The following is a 19964-nucleotide window of genomic DNA, read 5'->3' on the forward strand; positions in this document are numbered from 1 at the left end:
GGTCGACCTGGCGACGAAGACATCAACACCGCGCCAAACAGGCCCACTACCAGCGAAGACAGGCACAACATAACGAAGTGCGGCTGGAGTACTAGAAATGCCATCGATTCGGTGAGCACCGAAGTCTGCCTCGATGACGAGGATCCCGGCTGATTCCATTCACCGCGTGAGATTGCGAACCGGGCCGATCGGCATGCGCCATTGCGCCCGAACCGATCTGGCCGCCGTTTGCGGCGACGGCAGCTCCGGCTCGAAGGGAGTGATGCACTATGCGCCATCCCGATCCCCTTGACAGCCCTGCTTCTCACATTCGGCGGAGTCGGAATAGCCGAAGCGCCCCCTGTTGCTGCGACCACACAGACAGCCCAAGACACCCACGTCGACGACGCGATCATTCGCCGGAGGTCGGCCCCGGGTCAGCGGCGGTTTGGTCATCTGCTGCGACCAACGCGTGAGCGACGTGGGCGGTGCGGCCTGCGTGGGCTTCGGTGCGCATGCGTTCGGACATGTGCGGATAGTGCAGTTCGAAGGCCGGCCGTTCGGAGCGGATGCGCGGCAGCTCGTAGAAGTTGTGTCGCGGTGGTGGTGAGGTGGTCGCCCATTCCAAGGAGTTGCCGTGGCCCCACGGGTCGTCGACGGTCACCACCTCGCCGTAGCGAAAGCTTTTGAAGACGTTCCACACGAACGTGATCATGGAGACGCCCAGCAGGAAAGATCCGAGGGTGGAGATCGTGTTCAGCAGCGTGAAGTCATCGGACGGCAAATAGTCGGCATAGCGGCGCGGCATGCCCTCGTTGCCGAGCCAGTGCTGGATCAAGAAGGTGGTGTGGAAGCCGATCAGGGTGGTCCAGAAGTGGATTCTGCCGAGTCGTTCGTCCAAGAAGCGTCCGATGATTTTCGGGAACCAGAAGTAGATACCGGCGAAAGTGGCGAACACGATGGTGCCGAACAGCACGTAGTGGAAGTGGGCAACGACGAAGTAGGTGTCGTGGACGTGGAAGTCCAGCGGCGGGCTGGCGAGGATGACACCGGATAATCCGCCGAGCAGGAACGTCACGATGAATCCGATCGAGAACAGCATCGGCGTCTCGAAAGTCAATTGACCACGCCACATGGTGCCGATCCAATTGAAGAACTTCACCCCGGTGGGCACCGCGATCAAGAACGTCATCAGGGAGAAGTATGGCAGCAAGACCGCGCCGGTCGCGTACATGTGGTGAGCCCACACCGCGACCGACAAGGCGCCGATAGCCAGCGTCGCGTAGACCAGAGCGGTGTAGCCGAAGATGGGTTTGCGGCTGAACACCGGGAGCACCTCGGTGACGATCCCGAAGAACGGCAGCGCGATGATGTAGACCTCGGGATGCCCGAAGAACCAGAACAGGTGCTGCCACAGAATCGATCCGCCGGTAGCCGGGTCGTAGATGTGCCCGCCCAGATGCCGGTCATAGGCCAATGCCATCAGCGCGGCGGTGAGAATCGGAAACGCCAGCAGCACCAGAATGCTGGTGACGAGGATGTTCCAGGTGAAGATGGGCATCCGGAACATCGTCATTCCCGGCGCGCGCAGGCAGATCACCGTGGTTGTCATGTTCACCGCGCCCAGGATGGTGCCGAGACCGGAGACGGCCAAGCCCATGATCCATAGGTCCGGGCCCGGGCCCGGCGAGTGCTCTGCCAGACTCAGGGGTGTGTAACCCGTCCAGCCGAAGTCGGCGGCCCCGCCCGGGGTCAGGAACCCGGCGGTGGCAATCGTCGCGCCGAACAGATACAGCCAATAGCTGAAGGCATTGAGCCGGGGAAATGCGACATCCGGGGCGCCGATCTGCAAGGGCAGGATCGCGTTGGCGAAACCGAATACCACAGGTGTCGCGTAGAACAGCAGCATGATCGTGCCGTGCATGGTGAACAACTGGTTGTATTGCTCCGGGGAAAGAAACTGCAGGCCGGGCCTGGCGAGTTCACCACGCATCAGCAGCGCCATCAGCCCACCGATGAGGAAGAATCCCGTAGCCGAGGTCAAATACAGTATCCCCAGCACCTTCGGGTCGGTGGTAGTGACCATTTTCCACACGAACGAGCCTTTCGGCTCCACTCGCGCGGGGTACGGCCGTGTTGCCTCGACAGGTGGAATTTCACGCGCCATCGCCGCCATCGTGCACCTTCTTCCTCGTCCGAGCGTCCCCGCAGTACCCGAGCAGTCAGAGCCGAAACCGGATGATGACGGGTTGTCCGGCAGTGCCCGAGAGGCCGGGAATAGAGGGCTCGATCCTGCACGCGAGCCCGCGGGTTCGGACGTGTCCACGCCATTAGCCAGCCTACTTCCATCGCGGCGTCGAGCAGGTAAATCTTTGGGATGTCACCTTCGGCACATATCTCAGATCGGGGCCGGCAGCCACGCGGCGGTGATGATTCCGACGCGGCGCGCGTCGACGACACCTGCGGGGAAAGGTGGCCAGGATCTGTGCGATGTCATTACCGGCGAGCTGCCCCGCGACGGTGTATTGCAACCAATGACCATTCTTGGGATCGAAGACAGCCTCGAAGCTCCGGTGATGCAACAATGCTCATAACCCACCGACCACATTGGCATGTCGCAGCGACATCGCCACTGACCTCCTCGGCAATGCCGGAGAACGGCCACGCGCCAATTCGCGCGCCTGACCAGATCCTTCTCATTCCAATCACGTCCGGACATGAGGACTTCTCTTCATATCAGGAGCCCGAACTGTCAACAACCTCTGTCAGTTTTAGAGCTAGAGGTCGGTTGATCCGCTATCTGGGTTTTTGTGTTAGCGCATGCCGATGAGACCCGTGACCGGTGGCGTCGGTCCATCACCGTGTCGGCGTGCGCCGTCGGATAGAGTCTCATTGCCGCGTACGCCGAGTAGGGACGCGGCGACCCAATCACCGTGTGAGTCCGTTCGCGTCTGAAGTTCCGAATTCCATCGATACTCGACTGGAGCGTGATGAACCGAAAGCATTCGCGTACCCTCGCTGCGATCGTCGCGGTGGTTGTGGCCGCTACCGGCGCTTTCGCTGTTTCCGATACGTGGCGGGCGCCACGCCGAGAGAGATCGATGCCGGAGGGCTGCATCTGATCGCGTCGGCGAACGCCAACAATGTCGTGCCTGCGGGTGGTGACGTCGCGCCGGGAGTTCCGTTCGTGCACGCGGTGAAGGTGTCCGGCGACTTCTCGGTGGCTCTGGACGGCCCCTCGGCGCTGCGCGGCGGACAAATCGCGGTCGGGTATCTGATCGGCTGCGCGGTGGACATCTCCAACGGCATAACGGTCGGTATATTACCCAGCGTCGGGGTCAGTGCCGGGCCCGCGCCTTCCTTCGGCGTGAACGCTTCGGTCACGCTGCAAAAGGACACGCCGCCTGCCATCACCCTCGGGGCGGCCGCCGCGATCCTACCCAGCGTCAGCATCAACGTGGGTCTGGCCGGTGAGATCGCGGTGAACCTGGCTCCTGGCTCGGTCACGGCGGTTGTGATCGGTGCGACGGCAGTCGACGGAGAATCGGAGTTTCCCTACACCTACTCGCACAGCAATACGCCGTTGAATATCAGCGGGTGTCTTTCACCGGCCTCGGCGATGCCGTTCGTCACTGTCCGAGCCGACGCGAGAAGAGGCGCCGCGCAAACGACAGGCTATGGCGCTGCGTTCTGGTTCTGAACCCGCCTCCCTAACCGGGTGTAGGCAATCTGCGCGTCAGAGCCATTCGACCGAGGAGCCGAGGAAGACGGCGCGGGAGATGACGGAGCCGCCACACGGCGGCGAACCTGGCGATCATCGACTGCCGGCGTGGGAGACGCGCCCGGCAGCGTCGTGGTCGTTCAGCGGAACCAGGGTTGGATCCCTCCGCTGAAGGAGGTGGCGTAAGTGTCTTGCTGTGCGTGTCGCAATATGTGTGCCGCGGCGTGGCATTCGGGGCGGGTTTCGATGGCGGTGGCAGCACGGCGGACCTCGCAGCGGCGCCATCCGGGGCATTGGTGCTCGAGGGTGTCCACCGCCCTCAGCAGCGCGATCAGAACGGCATGCCGGGGTGTGGGTGGGTGTGCGTCGAACAGGGATCGCTGCAAGTCCTGCCGGAGGGCGGTTTTTGCGGGTATGTCGAGGGTCGGCCAACGCCACGCCGGAGCCATCGCCCACCGGCACGCAGGCATCTGGCACACTCTGCCCTCGGCTACCAGGCTGGCCAGCAGCATCTTTTGCTGCGCTCGTGTCGCCCGGGGAATTCGGGCAGGTCGTGTCGACGCCGACGTCTTCGAGACGACCGCAGGGCCGGTGGTGTCGAGGTGCACCGCTACGCCCAGGACATGGGACAGTCGCGGGCGGTCGACGAGGAGCGCTCCGGTGTTGTCCTCCAGCAGGAGCCATAGCAGGTCTTCGGACAGTGCGGTCATGGCTGCGAGGCTGGCGTGGTCTCGTTGTGAGGACGCTGAGACGGAGACTGGTTGTTTCGCCGATGCGGCGGCGCCATGCGGAGGATCGACCGGCAGGCGAGTAACCAAGCCCCGCCCAGGAGCCAGCCTGCGAGGATGTCGGTGGGCCAGTGCACGCCCAGATATAGCCGCGACAGCCCGATCGCGGTGACGGCGAACACCGCGGCGGTGATCGCGGCCACCCGGATGACGCGCCTGCGGAGGTAGGGAAGGCTGATTATGAGCAGGACGCCGATCACGACCGTGGAACCGAGGGTGTGCCCCGAGGGGTAGGACTGGTTGGTTTCGATGACCAGCTGATACATCGGCGCGGGGCGAGATCGACCGACCAGATGTTTCCCACCGGCGACCAGTATCGATGCGCCAAGCGCCGCAGCCGCGACCACCAGCACCCCCTGCCATAGGCGCCGCCACGCCAGGACCACACATCCCACGGTGGCGAATATTCCCATCGCGAGGGTGCCGCCCACGATGCTGACCGCCTTCGCGACCGCAGTCAGGCCGGGGTTTCGGTGGGCAATCGTCCACTGCAACCATTGCTGGTCGATGGCCAGGGGCCGACCGTGTTCGACCGACACGAGAGCCGTCAGGACGATGACGCTCACCGCCGCGGCGACCAGTCCGAACAGTTCGTATCGGTGTGGGCGAATCCGGTTCACGCCCGGCCGAGTATCGGGTGAGGGCAGGCGGGGTCGTGCGGGCGCTGGAGTGGGAGGCATACCGCCGAGGGTGTCGGTTATCGGCTGAGAGGATGTTGAGAGCGTCGAGGTGGGGGCCGGTGGCATCAGGCGGTGGTGCATGCTGGGTGGATGCGGGTGCTGGTGGTGGAGGACGAGCCCAGGCTGGCGCAACTGCTGCGTCGCGGGCTCGAGACCGAGGGTGCCGTCGTTCAACTTGCCGACACGGGGACCGACGGATTGTGGTGGGCGGTCGAGGACGATTTCGATGTGATCGTGCTGGATATCATGCTGCCGGGCCTGAGCGGCTACGAGGTGTTGCGTCGGCTGCGCGGCCAGGATGTGACGACACCGGTGCTGATGCTGACGGCGAAGGACGGCGACTACGACCAGGTCGACGCGTTCGATCTAGGCGCGGATGACTACCTGTCCAAACCGTTCTCCTTCGTCGTACTCGTCGCCAGGCTGCGGGCATTGCTGCGCCGCCGCAGTCCCCAGCAACCCGTGGCGCTGACCGCGGGTGATCTGGTGCTCGATCCCGCCCGCCGCGTCGTGTGCCGAGGACAGACCGGCATATCGCTGACGGCCAGAGAATTCGGTTTGCTCGAGTTCCTGTTACGCAACAAGGGAATCGCGTTGAGCAAGGCGCAGATACTGCGGAGTGTGTGGGATGCGCACTACGACGGACCGGAGAACGTGGTCGAGGTGTATGTCGGCTATCTGCGCAGGAAGATCGATACACCGTTCGGATGCGACAGCATCGAGACCCTACGGGGTGTCGGATACCGGCTGATCGACCCGGATGACCCCGACCGGCCCCGCGAGGGGCAGATCAACCACGAAAGACGCCCCGCCCCACCGTGATTCGGCGACGGCGACGCTCCCGCTGTGGGCGGCGACGATTTCGGCGACGATCGCCAGCCCCAGACCGGAGCCGCCAGTGGCTCGAGGGCGGCCGGGGTCCAGCCGTACGAAACGCTCGAAGATCCGTTGCCTGTCGGCGATCGGCACGCCGGGGCCGTCGTCCTCGACGACGATGCGAGCGTGATCACCGATGGCCGCCGTGGTGACCGCCACCCGGGCACGAGCATGGGCTGCGGCGTTGTCCAGCAGATTTCGGATCATCCGAGTCAAGCGTCTGCGATCACCGATCACCCGTACGGGCACGGTGCCGGCGGTGATCGGAGTCACCCCCCGCAACCGCAACGTCGCCCCCTCGACCCGAGCCACGTCGTCGAGATCCACCTCCTCGACGCGCAACTCGAGCCCGTTCTCATCGGCGGCAGCGAGGGTGAGCAGGTCCTCGATCAATGACCGCATCCGGTGGGTCTCCGGCAGCATCGTCGCGGTGATCATGTCCCGGTCGAAAGATGTGGGCTGATCGCGGGCCAGTTCCAGCGCGGCAGTGAGGGTGGCCAGCGGACTGCGCAGTTCGTGGGATGCATCGCCGACGAAGCGACGCTGCGCAGCATGTGTCGCTTCCACCCGCGTGAGCATGCCGTTCATTGTTTCGGCCAACCACGCGATCTCGTCCCGGGCGGTCGGCACCGGCACACGCTCGGACAGATCAGCACCACCAATTCGGGCTACCCGTGACCGGATCGCCTCCACCGACCGCAGAGATCTGCCCACCAACAGATACGTCGCTGCCGCGGCGGCCAGCACGACCGCCGGCCCCACCAACGCCAGCAGCGCCGCGACCTTCGTGACCGCTTGCTCGGCCGACTCGCTGTCGACCGCCACCAACACCTTCAGCGCCCCCTCCGGGGTAGCCACGCTTCGGGTGGTGATTCGCCAGTCATCGTAATCTCCCCTGCCACGCAGGCCCGTTGCGTCGGTGTCGGTGACGAGCACCGGGGTGCTGAACCGTGGGCTGGAACTACGAGCGACGTTTCCATCGGCCGCGAGCACTTGCACGACCGCGATGTTGCCGTCGTCGTTCAGCAGAGCGTCCGGTATGCCGGACGGCGAGGCGCGGGTCAGTTCGGCGGCGAGGTCCGCGACGCGGGCCTCGGCAGCGGAATCCAACTCCCGGATCAACGAACGGTGCAGAAACCACAGAATCGCCGCCGCGGCCGCCGCCAGCACCACCGCGACCACCACCGCCGATACCACCGCCGAACGGATTCGCAACCCCCACCGCGATGGCGACACCACAGCGCGCAACTGGATCATTGCCCCATCATCGACCTCACCGCGCCAACCTTCACAGTCGTCTCAGCGATCTCTCAGCGGCCAAGCGGCATACTCCCGACCGTGGACCCCACTGAGCGAAGGACGATACCTGTGACGCCCGCGCAATCGCACCCTAGCTATAAACTTCCCCAGGTCACAGCATTGTTCTGGGTCCTCAAGATCGCCGCGACCACGCTCGGGGAAACCGGAGGCGACCTGCTCGCCCAAACCCTGCACCTGGGCTACGCGGCCGCATCGGTCCTTTTCTTGTCGCTGTTCGCGGTCAGCCTGGCGACCCAGCTGCGCGCCCACAGCTTCCACCCCGCCCTGTACTGGACGGTCATCGCCACCACCAGCACCGCGGGCACCACCATCTCCGATCTGATCAACCGCGGGCCCGGCTCGGGGACCGCCACCGACAATGGCCTCGGCTACGGAGCCGGGGCCGTCCTGCTCATCACCGGCCTCGCGCTCGTGTTCGGCATCTGGAAACTCAGCGGTCAAACCTACGACGTCACCAGCATCACCAACATCCGCGGGGAAATTCTCTACTGGGCGGCGATTCTGCTGTCCAACACCCTGGGCACCTCCGTGGGCGACTACCTGTCCGACAGCTCCGGACTCGGCTACTGGGGCAGCGCCACCGTCATCATCGCCGTCATGGCCGCGATCCTGGTGAGTCACTACCTCACACAGATCTCCGGAGTGTTGCTGTTCTGGCTGGCGTTCATCCTCACCCGCCCCCTCGGCGCCACCGTCGGCGACCTGCTGTCCAAACCCCACGACAAAGGCGGACTCGGCTTCGGCACCTGGGGCACCACCGCCGCGCTGCTGGCCATCCTCGTCGCCGGAATCACCTACAGTCACATCCGGAAGAACTCGACAACCACGACACCACAACCAGTCACCGTCGCCGACACCCGCTGACGCCACCCCTTACCCTTCACCCTGCTCACGTGGTGCGAGCCGGTCGGCGGCACAGGGCACACCCAGTGCAGGCAACGCACTGGCAGGTCGCCGGACACAGGGAAGGGGCGCTGGTGCACACGACCGTAGAACCCGGCCCCCAGCTGACGGTGTTGTGCGTGCTCATGGTGGCCTTGGCAGCCGGGTGGTATCGGGTGGCGCGGTTGGGGCCGGCACCGGTGGCTCCGCGCGCCGCGATACGCGGCGCCGCACAACTCGGAATCGTCGCGCTGGTGCTGGCCGCGGCGCTTGCACAGCTATGGTCTGCCGTACTCGTCCTGGCCGTCATGTTCGCCGCCGCGGTGGCAACCGCCGCGCAGCGGTCCTCGGCCGGCCGGTCCGGGATGTGGCTCGTCGTCGCGCTCGGGGCGGGAATCGGGACCGTGTTGCCGCTGATGCTGATCACCGGCGTCGTCCCACTCACCGGTGTGGCGTTGGTTCCGATCGGCGGGATCGTGCTGGGCGGGACGATGACCGCCACATCGCTCGCGGCACGTCGAGCCCTCGACACCGTCGCACAGCGCTGGGGTGAAGTCGAGGCGGCGATGAGTCTGGGCTTCACCGAACGCGAAGCACGCCTCGAGGTCGTTCGCCCGATAGCCGGTGACGCCCTGCTGCCGGGCGTCGATCAGACCCGCACAGTCGGATTGGTCACTCTGCCCGGCGCTTTCGTCGGTGTATTGCTGGCCAGCGGCTCAGCCCTACAAGCCGCCGCAGTACAGATGCTGGTTCTCACCGGCCTGCTGCTGGCCCAAGCGACTGCGGTTGCGGTCACCATCGAGCTGATTGCACGATCGAAAGTCCACCGCGCACCGCAGTAACGACGGATCCCTGTTTACCGCAATCAGCAGCACAGTGCCGGGCGATAGGTCTCGTAGCGGCGCGCGCTCAGCCGCGGTGGGCTGTTGTGATCTATTCGTTTGTGCGCCTGCAGGTAGTGGTCCAGTTTCCGAGCGTCGAGCCGGTGATGTGTGACATCGAACCGGTGTATCTACGACGTTGTCAGACCGTAGAGCATGCGCATGCACTGACCGGCCCGGGCGCGGCTGCTGCAGTTCACACAGCGCGGTGCTGCGGAGTCGGGGAACCAGCACGGCTTGTAGCGGCCACAGATTGCGGTTGCTGCACAACACCTCTGATTTCAACGCCGACGGGCCCCGGCGCGTCGTGCGCCGGGGCCAGGGATCGAGGGGGTTTGGATAATCAATTTCAATCGCCGACCCGCAGGGCCGACGTCGAACACTGCGCCCGGCACTTCTTCCCGGGCGCGCAAGGTGTAAAAACCTGCTTCAGCGACCACCTCCCGAATCGACGAACGAGACCTGCGGTATTCGTCGTCCCCTCCGGCGGCCCGGCCGACTGCACCGGGTTCTCTTCTCCGCCGGAGGGGGCGGTAGTTCTTGCTTTCCGGGCAGTTCACCTGCCCGGCCAACCAGACTCTTCATTCCCAACGCCAGAGACCGTATACCAGACCTAACAGAATGTCTACACCCTGGAGTGAAGTTTTTGCTATGCGGTGAGGTGTTCTTCACGCCGGAACTCCGGTAGAGGTGGGGTGTGGGACTAGTTCGGAGCACAGATGAACCAGCCGCGAGTTGGCCGCACCGGCCACGAGAAGGCCGGCGACGATCAGTTCAATTCGCACACGGGCGAGCCGACCGCCCTGGCGCTATGAGCAATCTCGGCGCGCTCACCGATGCGGCTCCTCTGCCGTGGACCGGGGGGTCGGAGGATTGAATCCTCCTACTTCAAACGGCAAAAGGCCAGGCCACGTCCAGCGTGTGGAGGGGGTCCGGGCCCCATGTCATCAATTAGAGATGACCGCGTCATCACCACAACATGACAAAAGGGACATTAGACAGCCAAAAATGCGTTCTAGCTGGTGTTATATCGAATCGGAATGGTGGGCCTAGGAGGACTTGAACCTCCGACCTCTTCGTTATCAGCGAAGCGCTCTAACCGCCTGAGCTATAGGCCCCTAGTGGTGTTGTTCGCGTGAACAACAACGTGTAGAGACTACACAACAGTTCTCCTATGAACCAAAACGGCTGGTAGACGCCCTGCGCTCAACGAAAACGGCCGGTCCCCGACCAATGGTGGCGGGTACCGGCCGTCCGTGAATGCTGGACTTGCTAGTCGGGATCGGCCAGGGTGACCTGGATACCGCCGACGAGATCGCAGCACTGGTTGTAGATGAAGGTGCCGACGGTGCCGAGCGCGGTGAACAACACGACGTTGATCAGGCCGATCACGCCCGCGTAACCGAACACAGTGCCCGCGTCGATCAGTCCCACCGAGCCGCTGTCCTGCGACACCATGTCGGTGAACGTGTTGTTCAGCCGTTCCCACACGCCCATGCCCTCGAGCACGATGTAGAGCAGGCCGACCGCGAGCATCCACACGAAGAACATCGCCACGCTGATGACGAGCGAGATCTTCAGCGTCGACCAGGGATCGATGCGCCGGATCTGCACCGTGGCCCGCAGCGGCTCCCCGGAGGCGACCGCGGCGACCGCGACCGGAACCGCGGGCGAAACCGGCCCGGCCTGCGGAACTCCTGCTTCGTTCGGCGGCAGCGGATGCCGGATCTCGGACAGGTCGGGCATGTCCTTGATCAGTTCCGGGCGCGCGATGCTGCGGGTGGGCCCGTCGATGCCGACCGACTTCACCATGGCCGCTTCCTTGCGCGCCGCCTTGGCCGCCAGGTCGGCGGTGGTGCGTGCGTTGGACGTGCCGCCGCCGAGACCCCCACCTCCGGAGTTCGGGCGTCCGGTGACCGGCGCCTGGCCGGGACGGTACAGGTTGGACTGCGGCTCCCGCTGCGGCAGCTGCGCCCACCCGTCCTGGTACGGCGACTGTTGTCCGCCGTTGCCTGCGGCGCCGACCGGTTGCTTGTCCTCGCTCTCGGGCGCGGACTGCGGGGCCTGGTTGTTGATCCGCGCCGTGTTCTGGTCGAACCGGTCCTGGCCGTCGCCACCGGGCGCCTGGTCCGGTGCGCCCTGCTGCGGCGCGAAATCACCCTGCTGGTCGCGGATCTCGCGCTGCTGAGCGTTCGGCTGGTTGCCGCCGGGCTGGTTGCCCGGCTGCCCACCCGGGTGCCCGCCGGACTGCGGCCCGTTCGGCTGGCCCGGGTGACCACCCGGCTGCGTGCCACCGGGGTGACCGCCGACCTGGCTACCACCGGGGTGACCGACCGGCTGGCCGCTCTGCTGGCCGCCGCCGGGCTGACCGTTCTCGGCCGAGGCGACCGGCCGTGGGATCGGCCGCGGCGGGATCGGTGACGGTGCGATCCGCTCGGTCACACCGTTCGTCTGGTGCCGCTCGTCATTCGGCTGATTCGGAGTGGTCAATGGGAATCCTTGGGTCCGTTCGTTGCCGCCGCTGATGGGTTACTTCTCGGAGGAGTCGGTGTCGCCGCCACCGGAGACCTGATCGGGATCGGGCTCGTCGGCATTGCGCGCGATCGCAAGCAAGGTATCGCCCTCCGCGAGGTTCATCAATCGCACGCCCTTGGTCTGTCGTCCGGCCTTGCGAACCTGCTTCGCCGCCGTCCGGATCACGCCGCCACCGGAGGTGATCGCGTACAACTCATCGTCGTCGTCGACGATGAGCGCCCCGACCAGGGTGCCACGTTTCACGTCGAACTGGATGGTCAATACGCCTTTACCGCCGCGGCCCTGCGCGGTGTACTCCTCGATCGCGGTCCGCTTGGCGTAGCCGCCGGAGGTGGCGACCAGCAGATATGTGCCGTCCCGAACCACATTGAGCGACAACAGTTCGTCACTCTCGTTGAACCGCATGCCCTGGACACCGGAGGTGGCGCGCCCCATCGGCCGCAGCGCCTCGTCGGTGGCCGAGAAGCGGATCGACTGGCCGAGCGCGGAGACCAGGAGCAGGTCGTCGTCGGCCGAGCAGAGCACCACGCCGACCAATTCGTCCTCGTCGCGCAGATTCACCGCGACGATGCCGCCGCTGCGGTTGGAGTCGAAGTCGGTCAGCTTCGACTTCTTCACCAAGCCGTTCCTGGTGGCGAGCACCAGGTATGGCGCGTCGTCGTAGGACTTGATCTGGATGATCTGGGCGATCTTCTCGTCCGGCTGGAAGGCCAGCAGGTTCGCCACGTGCTGACCGCGCGCGGTGCGGTTGGCCTCGGGCAGTTCGTAGGCCTTGGCCCGGTACACCCGGCCCTTGTTCGTGAAGAACAGCAGCCAGTCGTGCGTCGAGGTGACGAAGAAGTGCTTGACGATATCGTCCTGCTTGAGCCCTGCGCCCTGCACGCCCTTGCCGCCGCGCTTCTGGCTGCGGTAGAGGTCGGTCTTGGTGCGCTTGGCGTAGCCGGTCTCGGTGATCGTGACGACCACGTCCTCGCGAGCGATCAGATCCTCGTCGGCCACGTCGCCGTCGGCGGCGATGATCCTGGTGCGCCGATCGTCGCCGTACTTGTCGACGATCTCGGCCAGTTCGTCGCGGACGATCGCGCGCTGGCGCTCCGGCTTGTCCAGGATGTCCTTGAGGTCGGCGATCTCGGCCTCGATCTTGGCCAGCTCGTCGATGATCTTCTGCCGTTCCAAGGCGGAGAGGCGACGCAGCTGCATGTCGAGAATCGCCGTCGCCTGGATCTCATCGATCTGCAGCAGCTCCATCAAGCCGAGCCGGGCGGTATCGGTGTTGGCCGAACGGCGGATCAGAGCGATGACCTCGTCCAGCGCGTCGAGTGCCTTGACCAGGCCGCGCAGGATATGCGCCCGCTCCTCCGCCTTGCGCAGCAAGTAGCGGGTTCGCCGGACGATCACGTTCAACTGGTGCTCGACGTAGAGCCGGATCATCTGGTCGAGCCGCAGCGTCCGCGGCACGCCGTCGACGATCGAGAGCATGTTCGCGCCGAAGCTCGTCTGCAGCTGGGTGTGCTTGTAGAGATTGTTCAGCACCACCTTGGCGACGGCATCGCGCTTCACCGTCACCACGATCCGCATGCCCACGCGGTCGGAGGACTCGTCGTGGATATCGGAGATGCCCGCGATCTTGCCGTCCTTCACCTGCTCGGCGATCGAGTTGATGAAGTTGTCGGTGTTGACCTGGTACGGGAGCTCGGTGATGACGATCGTCGTCCGGCCCCGGCTGTCCTCTTCGATCTCGACGACGCCGCGCATCCGGATCGAGCCACGACCGGTCGTGTAGGCGTCGTGGATGCCCTGGCCGCCGACGATCAGGCCATGGGTGGGGAAGTCCGGGCCCTTGACGCGCTCCATGCACGCCGCCAGCGTGGCTTCCTCGTCCGCGTCGTAATTGTCCAGCGCCCAGTAGATCGCCTCGGCGAGCTCGTTCAGGTTGTGCGGCGGGATGTTGGTCGCCATGCCGACCGCGATGCCGTTGCTGCCGTTCATCAGCAGGTTCGGCACCCGGCTCGGGAGCACAACGGGTTCCTGGGAACGGCCGTCGTAGTTGGGCGTGAAATCGACCGTCTCATGGTCGATCTCACGCAGCAGTTCCATCGCGAGCGGGGTCAGGCGGCACTCTGTGTACCGCATCGCGGCGGCGCCGTCGTTACCACGGGAACCGAAGTTGCCCTGGCCGTCGACGAGCGGATACCGCAGCGACCACGGCTGGGCCATGCGGACCAGGGTGTCGTAGATCGACGCGTCACCGTGCGGGTGATAGTTACCCATGGTCTCGGCGACCGGGCGGGCGGACTTCACGTAACCGCGGTCCGGGCGGTAGCCGTTGTCGTACATCGCGTAGAGCACGCGCCGATGCACCGGCTTCAGGCCGTCGCGCACATCGGGCAGCGCACGGCCGACGATCACGCTCATCGCGTAATCGATATAGCTGCTCTGCATCTCGTTCTGGATATCGACCGGTTCGATACGGTCGCCCGCACCGCCATTCGGGGGCAGCGTGGTCTCGGTCATGCGGTCTCCTTACCGGGCCTGGCGTGAACAGGGCTGGGTGAACTCACGCCGGCCTATACGTCGAGGAAGCGAACGTCCTTGGCATTGCGGGTGATGAAGCTGCGACGCGCCTCGACGTCCTCGCCCATCAGGACCGAGAACAGTTCGTCGGCAGCAGCCGCGTCATCGAGCGTCACTTGACGAAGCACCCGCACCGCGGGATCCATGGTGGTCTCCCACAGCTCCTTGGCGTTCATCTCACCGAGGCCCTTGTAGCGCTGCACGCCGTCGTCCTTGTTGATCTTCTTTCCGGCGGCGAGCCCCGCTTCGAGCAGACCGTCACGCTCGCGATCGGAGTAGGCGAACTCCGGCTCGCTGCGCTGCCACTTGAGCTTGTAGAGCGGCGGCTGCGCGAGATACACGTGCCCGTGTTCCACCAGCGGGCGCATGAAACGGAACAGCAGCGTGAGCAGCAGCGTGGAGATGTGCTGGCCGTCCACGTCGGCGTCGGCCATCAGCACGATCTTGTGGTAACGCAGTTTGCTGATGTCGAACTCGTCGTGAATGCCCGTGCCGAAGGCGGTGATGATCGACTGGACCTCGTTGTTCTTGAGAACCTTGTCGATGCGCGCCTTCTCGACGTTGATGATCTTGCCGCGCAGCGGCAGGATCGCCTGGTACATCGAGTCGCGGCCGGACTTCGCCGAGCCGCCCGCGGAGTCACCCTCCACGATGTAGATCTCGGACTTGCTCGGATCCTTGGACCGGCAGTCGGCCAGCTTGCCGGGCAGACCACCCAGGTCGGTGGCGGACTTGCGCCGCACCAGCTCGCGCGCCTTGCGCGCGGCGACGCGGGCCTGCGCCGAGGAGACCGCCTTGTTGACGATGGTCTTCGCATCGGCCGGGTTCGCCTCGAACCAGTGTGTGAGGTGCTCGTTGCAGGTGCGCTGCACGAACGACTTCACCTCGGTGTTGCCGAGCTTGGTCTTGGTCTGGCCCTCGAACTGCGGCTCGCCGACCTTGACGCTCACGATGGCGGCCAGACCCTCCCGGATGTCGTCACCGGTGAGGTTGCCGTCCTTCTCCTTGATGAGCCTCTTGTCCTTCGCGTACTTGTTGACCACTGTGGTCAACGCCGCGCGGAAGCCCTCTTCGTGCGTGCCGCCCTCGTGCGTGTTGATGGTGTTCGCGAAGGTGTGTACCGACTCCGAGTAGCCCGAGTTCCACTGCATCGCGACCTCGAGTTCGTGGCCGGTGCCCTTGCCGGTGAACCCGACGACCGAGTTGTGGATCGGCTGCTTGGTGCGGTTGATGTGGCGGACGAAGTCCTCCAGACCGCCCGGGTAGTGGTAGGTCCGAGTCTTCACCTTGTGCTCGGCGGGCGGGGTGCCCTCCTCGGCGTGCTTGGGCGCCTCGGCGGTTTCGCTGACCACCTCGTCGGTCACATCGGAGTCGCTGACGCGCTCGTCGGTGAGCTTGATGGTCAGTCCCTTGTTCAGGAACGCCATCTCTTGCAGCCTGCGGGCCACCGTCTCGAAGTTATAAGTGGTGGTCTCGAAGATCTCCGGATCCGCCCAGAAGCGGATGGTGGTGCCGGTCTTCTCGGTCGGCTCACCTTGGATCAGCTTGCCGGGGATGGCGTCCTTGTAGGTCTGGCTCCAGTGGTAGCCGTCGTGGTCGATCTCCGCTTCCAAGCGGCTCGACAGCGCGTTGACCACGGAGATACCGACGCCGTGCAGACCACCGGACACCGCGTAGGAATCCGAGTCGAACTTGCCGCCCGCGTGCAGCTGGGTCATGACGACCTCGATGGTCGGTATGCCTTGGGCGTGCATCGCCACGGGAATGCCGCGGCCGTCGTCGACGACTTCGACGCCGCCGTCGGCCAGCAGCGTGACCTCGACCTTCGTCGCGTACCCGGCCATCGCCTCATCGACGGAGTTGTCGACGACCTCCCAGATCAGGTGGTGCAGACCACGCTCACCGGTGGAGCCGATGTACATGCCCGGACGCTTGCGAACCGCCTCGAGCCCCTCGAGAACCTTGATGGAGGAGGCACCGTAGTCCTGCTTCCCGGTCGTTCTGGTCGAACCCGATGCGGTGGAGTCTTTGGCAGCCACTGGTCGGTAGCTCTCCTTACTTGCTGATCCCGGCATAGAGCGATCGGACAGCACGCGTCGACCCTGGTCATTCTCTCGAGAATCAGGGTCCACGCGCGGACTGTGCGGAACGCGCCGAAGGTATCGCCGCTAGTTACGTCACCATCCTACTGGTACACCCAACTTACAACCCACTTCCGACACCCCTCACAGCGCCGTGGATGCGAGAAATCGGAATTCGGCGACTCGGTTCCGCCTCCCACTGGTTTTGATCCATCAGAAGTGGCCTGAGAGATACGTCGGCGGCCACCGCCCCGGATCAGCGCGAGGCGTCGACCCGAGCCATGAACGCGGCGGCGTGGCGCGCCAGCTCCGCGGGGTGGGAGATCGGCGACCAGTGCCGCGCCGGGATCTCCACCCGGGTCAGACGCGCCACCCACCGGTCGGCCTCGGCGTTAGCCACGGGCCGCACGGCGCGGTCGCGAGTGGCGACGATCAGCTGGACGGGCACCTCGATCGGACGAGGCCGCGGATGACGCAGGTGAGGCCGGATGTTCGCGCGGTAGAGCTTCAGACCGTTGAGCATATCGGTGCGCAGCGTCGGCGCCGTTTCCACCAGTGCGGGGTCCAGACCGTCGAAGAACGCGAGGAAACGCGGCCAGCGGCCGGAGAGCACCCGCAGCACCGGATCCGGCAACTTGGGGATCTGGAAGGCGACGGTATAGGCCGAGGCCGCGGCTTGGGTCAGTGCGCCGCGCAGCCGCGCCACGGTGAGGGGACCACGTAGATAGGCGCCGAGGAAGTCCAGGTTGGGGCCGGACACCGAGGTGAAGGACGCGATCACCGATGCGGCGTCCGCTGCCGCGACCGCTTCCCACCCGATCACCGATCCCCAGTCGTGCCCGAGGACGTGCACCCGTTCACCGGGCGCGACCGCGTCGATGACCGCGCGGACATCGGCCGCGAGTTCCTCGATCCGATAGTCCTCGACCGCTGCCGGCGCCGAGCTGCTGCCTACGCCTCGGTTGTCGAAGGCGATCACGCGATGGCGGCCGCCGAGCCGGGCCGCTACCCGGCTCCACAGCAGATGGGTATCGGGCCAGCCATGGATCAGCAGAACCGGCACGCCGTCGGGGTTGCCGCATTCGTAGACCGCGAGTTCGACGTCACCCCGGCGAACCGTCCGAGTCGCGCTCGCCGGAAACGGACCGACCGCCGTGGTGATCGTCATCGAAAATTCTTTCTGCCCGCACCATTCCGGTCCGGCGTCGCCAGCTGCTCGGTGCGACGTCGAACCGGGGCGTTCCACGTGAAACGCCACTTTCATAATAAACGTAACACCAAGTATCAGATACTGCTCGCGATGGTCAGCCGTAGGTGTCGCGCGGTCCGCGACCTCTGACGTGGCGTTCACCCTTGCGCCAGCTCGGCGCGGCAGGCCCCGAGATCTTCAGCGAGGTCACCACGCCCTGGCCGACCGCGGCATTGATCTTCGCCAGGATCTGGCTCTGCAGCATCCGCAGCTGCGTCGCCCACGCGGTCGACTCGGCGGAGATGCTCAGTACGCCGTCCTTCAGGGTGATCGGTGTGGCGTGCGCAGCGATGTCCTCGCCCACCACTCCCGCCCAGCGACCGAAGACCATGCCCTCGGCCACCTTGTTCGACCATCCGCGGTTCTTGGCGATGGAGCCGGTCAGCCTGGACAGCGGCTGTGGATCGCGCTCGTCGGGGCCGGCGCCGGACCACCCGGTGCGCCTGCGGGCGCCGGGCCGCAGCCTGCGCTGAGGCGAGGAACGGCCCTGACCGACAGCCTTGCCACTCGCCCGTGCCGCGGCGCGCGCTTCCTCGAGGGCGCGCCGCGCCAGGTCGATGCCGCGCAGTTCGGGCTCCGCTCCTGCGGATTCGGCGGGGCCGGGCTCCGCGGGCTGATCGTTCATCGCCCCGCTCCCTCCGCAGTCGGTCGTTTGTCCCCAGTTTCGATCAAGTTGTCCCCAGCCGTTTCCCGAGGTTGCCAGTACCGGGAATCGTGCGCGCCGCACGCCCGGATAGCCGGGCGAACGATCTGTTCACCGCCCAAATCGCCGAATTTCCGACAAGTTCGGTCGCTTGCTCAGCTGTTGCTGAAATGAGTCACACAGGAGCGGTCACCCCTGACCGGGCGAGTTTTCCACAGGTGTTGGGGAATCGGGCTCAACTGGGGAGAACTCGATCGGTAGCACCGACGAATGGTCACTGTAGTGGACCGGTGCGGCCGATGTGGATGCTGGGATCACCTGTCCACTCCCCCTGTGGATGATTACGGCGCCCGCGACTCCGTCGAACCGGTGACCGGATCACGTTCGCTCTCGATCGTCGGATGCGTGGCCTCGTCGTTGTCCCGTTCGCCGCCGAGATCGTCGCTGCCCGACGGGTTCTCCGCGACGATCCGGGAGACGCGGCCGTCGGGACCACCCGCGGTTTCCACCCGCAGCGGCACGGCGGCGAGTTCGGCGGGCACGTCCTCCGGCACGGCCGCCGTGATCAGCACTTGCTCCGCGCCGGCTGCGACGGCCGCCAGCGCGGCGCGGCGCCGTCGATCGAGTTCGGCGAACACGTCATCGAGCAGTAGCACCGGTTCGGCGCCGGTGGCGCGCAGCAGTTCGAACGCGCCCAACCGCAAAGCCAAGGCGAACGACCAGGACTCGCCGTGGCTGGCGAACCCCTTGGCGGGCGAATCCCCCAGCATCAGGTCCAGTTCGTCGCGGTGCGGACCGACCAGGCACACGCCGCGCTCGAGTTCCTTCGGTCGCGCGGCGGCGAGCTCGCGCAGCAGGATCCCCTCCAGCTCCTCCTGGTCCTGCGGGCGCGGCGCCCTGGCCGGGTCCAGGAACTCCGGGGGCAGCGCGGCGCTGCGATAGGCGATCGCCGCGGGCCGCGACTCCGGGGCGATCGAAGCATAGGACCGAGCCAGATACGGCGCGAGCTCGTGCACCAAGCGCAGCCGCTGGGCGAGCAGAACGGACGCGTGCGCGGCGAGGTGCCCGTCCCACACGTCGAGGGTGCTCAGATCGGCCTTGGACCGAGCTTGCCGCCCAGCCGTTTTCAGCAGTGCCGAGCGCTGGCGTAGCACCCGGTCGTAGTCACCACGAACCGCGGCCAATCTGGGGAGGCGGGTTGTGCACAACTCGTCCATGAATCGACGGCGCTCGCCCGGGTCGCCGCGCACCAGCGCGAGATCCTCCGGCGCGAACAACACGGTTTGCAGAATCCCCAGGACCTCCCGCGTCCGGCGGACCGGTGAACGGTTGATCTGCGCGCGATTGGCGCTGCCCTGGTTCAGCTCCACATCGATGCGGAGCTCGCGGCCCGTGTTGACCACCGTGGCGCCGATTCGGGCCCGCTCGGCCCCGGTGCGGATCAACGGAGCTTCCGAGGCGACGCGATGCGAACCGAGCGTGGCCAGGTAGCCGATCGCTTCCAGCAGGTTTGTCTTGCCGTTGCCGTTCGATCCCAAGAAAACGGTTCGACCTGGGGATAATTCGAGTTCCGCATATTCCCACGAGCGGAAGTCACGCAGCGACAGAGTTCGGACGAACATCCGCTATCGCGCCCCTGCCTGGGCCGAAGCGGACATTCCCGCTGATCGGTACATCGTCGCCGCCCTGCGCGGATGCCCTACGGTGCGCCGCAGCCCTGTGGAACACCTGTGGATAAAGTGCGCCCCCATCTGC

General features: G+C 65.6%; 14 protein-coding genes, 1 tRNA gene and 1 pseudogene. 4 read left to right on the top strand and 12 right to left on the bottom strand.

What is annotated here, in order from left to right:
* Positions 1-93 precede the first annotated feature (93 nt).
* Both ABZ420_RS33385 and ctaD read right to left on the bottom strand, forming a co-directional pair.
* Positions 94-255: pseudogene (locus ABZ420_RS33385) on the bottom strand (XRE family transcriptional regulator); the annotation flags it as partial.
* Positions 256-391: 136 nt separating this feature from the next.
* Positions 392-2146 carry a cytochrome c oxidase subunit I gene (gene ctaD, locus ABZ420_RS33390; RefSeq protein ID WP_357131389.1) on the bottom strand — a complete coding sequence of 585 codons (1755 nt, stop codon included), beginning with the start codon at positions 2144-2146 and terminating at the stop codon, positions 392-394.
* A 768-nt stretch (positions 2147-2914) separates the two neighbouring features.
* On the opposite strand from ctaD, the gene ABZ420_RS33395 reads away from it, so the two are divergent.
* Positions 2915-3679 (top strand): MspA family porin, encoded by a 765-nt coding sequence (locus ABZ420_RS33395; protein WP_357131392.1) that lies wholly within the window; start codon positions 2915-2917, stop codon positions 3677-3679.
* Positions 3680-3840: 161 nt separating this feature from the next.
* Here ABZ420_RS33395 and ABZ420_RS33400 read toward each other — a convergent pair whose 3' ends face one another.
* Both ABZ420_RS33400 and ABZ420_RS33405 read right to left on the bottom strand, forming a co-directional pair.
* A complete protein-coding gene (locus ABZ420_RS33400; protein WP_357131395.1) occupies positions 3841-4410 on the bottom strand; it encodes a GPP34 family phosphoprotein in 570 nt (189 codons plus the stop codon).
* A complete protein-coding gene (locus tag ABZ420_RS33405) occupies positions 4407-5108 on the bottom strand; it encodes a phosphatase PAP2 family protein (protein WP_357131398.1) in 702 nt (233 codons plus the stop codon). Before ABZ420_RS33405 ends, ABZ420_RS33400 begins: the two co-directional genes overlap by 4 nt.
* Before the next feature lie 150 nt (positions 5109-5258).
* Here ABZ420_RS33405 and ABZ420_RS33410 point away from each other — a divergent pair, with 150 nt between their 5' ends.
* Positions 5259-5990 carry a response regulator transcription factor gene (locus ABZ420_RS33410; RefSeq protein ID WP_357131401.1) on the top strand — a complete coding sequence of 244 codons (732 nt, stop codon included), beginning with the start codon at positions 5259-5261 and terminating at the stop codon, positions 5988-5990.
* Here ABZ420_RS33410 and ABZ420_RS33415 read toward each other — a convergent pair.
* Positions 5895-7301 (bottom strand): HAMP domain-containing sensor histidine kinase, encoded by a 1407-nt coding sequence (locus ABZ420_RS33415; RefSeq protein ID WP_357131403.1) that lies wholly within the window; start codon positions 7299-7301, stop codon positions 5895-5897. The two genes, ABZ420_RS33410 and ABZ420_RS33415, sit on opposite strands and share 96 nt — an antisense overlap.
* A gap of 111 nt (positions 7302-7412) precedes the next feature.
* Between ABZ420_RS33415 and ABZ420_RS33420 the strand changes: the two genes are divergently transcribed.
* Complete coding sequence (locus tag ABZ420_RS33420; protein ID WP_357131406.1) at positions 7413-8228, top strand: hypothetical protein; 816 nt, start codon at positions 7413-7415, stop codon at positions 8226-8228.
* A 110-nt stretch (positions 8229-8338) separates the two neighbouring features.
* Complete coding sequence (locus ABZ420_RS33425) at positions 8339-9088, top strand: ABC transporter permease (RefSeq protein ID WP_357131455.1); 750 nt, start codon at positions 8339-8341, stop codon at positions 9086-9088.
* A 1080-nt stretch (positions 9089-10168) separates the two neighbouring features.
* Here the strand turns inward: ABZ420_RS33425 and ABZ420_RS33430 are convergent.
* The 7 genes from ABZ420_RS33430 to recF form a co-directional block, all read right to left on the bottom strand.
* Positions 10169-10245: transfer RNA gene (locus ABZ420_RS33430), tRNA-Ile, on the bottom strand.
* Positions 10246-10399: 154 nt separating this feature from the next.
* A complete protein-coding gene (locus tag ABZ420_RS33435) occupies positions 10400-11617 on the bottom strand; it encodes a DUF3566 domain-containing protein (protein ID WP_357131409.1) in 1218 nt (405 codons plus the stop codon).
* 39 nt (positions 11618-11656) lie between these two features.
* On the bottom strand, positions 11657-14176 hold the full coding sequence (gyrA, locus tag ABZ420_RS33440) for a DNA gyrase subunit A (protein ID WP_357131412.1): 2520 nt from the start codon (positions 14174-14176) through the stop codon (positions 11657-11659).
* A 53-nt stretch (positions 14177-14229) separates the two neighbouring features.
* Entirely contained in the window at positions 14230-16275 is a 2046-nt protein-coding gene (gene gyrB, locus ABZ420_RS33445) for a DNA topoisomerase (ATP-hydrolyzing) subunit B (RefSeq protein ID WP_357131415.1), read from the bottom strand.
* A 298-nt stretch (positions 16276-16573) separates the two neighbouring features.
* On the bottom strand, positions 16574-17485 hold the full coding sequence (locus tag ABZ420_RS33450) for an alpha/beta fold hydrolase (RefSeq protein ID WP_357131418.1): 912 nt from the start codon (positions 17483-17485) through the stop codon (positions 16574-16576).
* Positions 17486-17621: 136 nt separating this feature from the next.
* Entirely contained in the window at positions 17622-18191 is a 570-nt protein-coding gene (locus ABZ420_RS33455; protein WP_357131421.1) for a DUF721 family protein, read from the bottom strand.
* Positions 18192-18550: 359 nt separating this feature from the next.
* Positions 18551-19831: a DNA replication/repair protein RecF gene (recF, locus tag ABZ420_RS33460; RefSeq protein WP_357131423.1), complete on the bottom strand. Its 1281-nt coding sequence runs from the start codon at positions 19829-19831 to the stop codon at positions 18551-18553.
* Between the last annotated feature and the right edge of the window lie 133 nt (positions 19832-19964).

Origin of the sequence: Nocardia sp. NPDC005745 (assembly GCF_040630775.1) — a bacterium.
Taxonomy (GTDB): domain Bacteria; phylum Actinomycetota; class Actinomycetes; order Mycobacteriales; family Mycobacteriaceae; genus Nocardia.

Coding starts and splice junctions, on each gene's coding strand:
- ABZ420_RS33455 (WP_357131421.1), bottom strand. CDS start 18,191: ATGAACGATCAGCCCGCGGAGCCCGGCCCCGCCGAATCCGCAGGAGCG.
- ABZ420_RS33400 (WP_357131395.1), bottom strand. CDS start 4,410: ATGACCGCACTGTCCGAAGACCTGCTATGGCTCCTGCTGGAGGACAAC.
- ctaD (WP_357131389.1), bottom strand. CDS start 2,146: ATGGCGCGTGAAATTCCACCTGTCGAGGCAACACGGCCGTACCCCGCG.
- recF (WP_357131423.1), bottom strand. CDS start 19,831: ATGTTCGTCCGAACTCTGTCGCTGCGTGACTTCCGCTCGTGGGAATAT.
- ABZ420_RS33450 (WP_357131418.1), bottom strand. CDS start 17,485: ATGACGATCACCACGGCGGTCGGTCCGTTTCCGGCGAGCGCGACTCGG.
- gyrA (WP_357131412.1), bottom strand. CDS start 14,176: ATGACCGAGACCACGCTGCCCCCGAATGGCGGTGCGGGCGACCGTATC.
- ABZ420_RS33410 (WP_357131401.1), top strand. CDS start 5,259: ATGCGGGTGCTGGTGGTGGAGGACGAGCCCAGGCTGGCGCAACTGCTG.
- ABZ420_RS33415 (WP_357131403.1), bottom strand. CDS start 7,301: ATGATCCAGTTGCGCGCTGTGGTGTCGCCATCGCGGTGGGGGTTGCGA.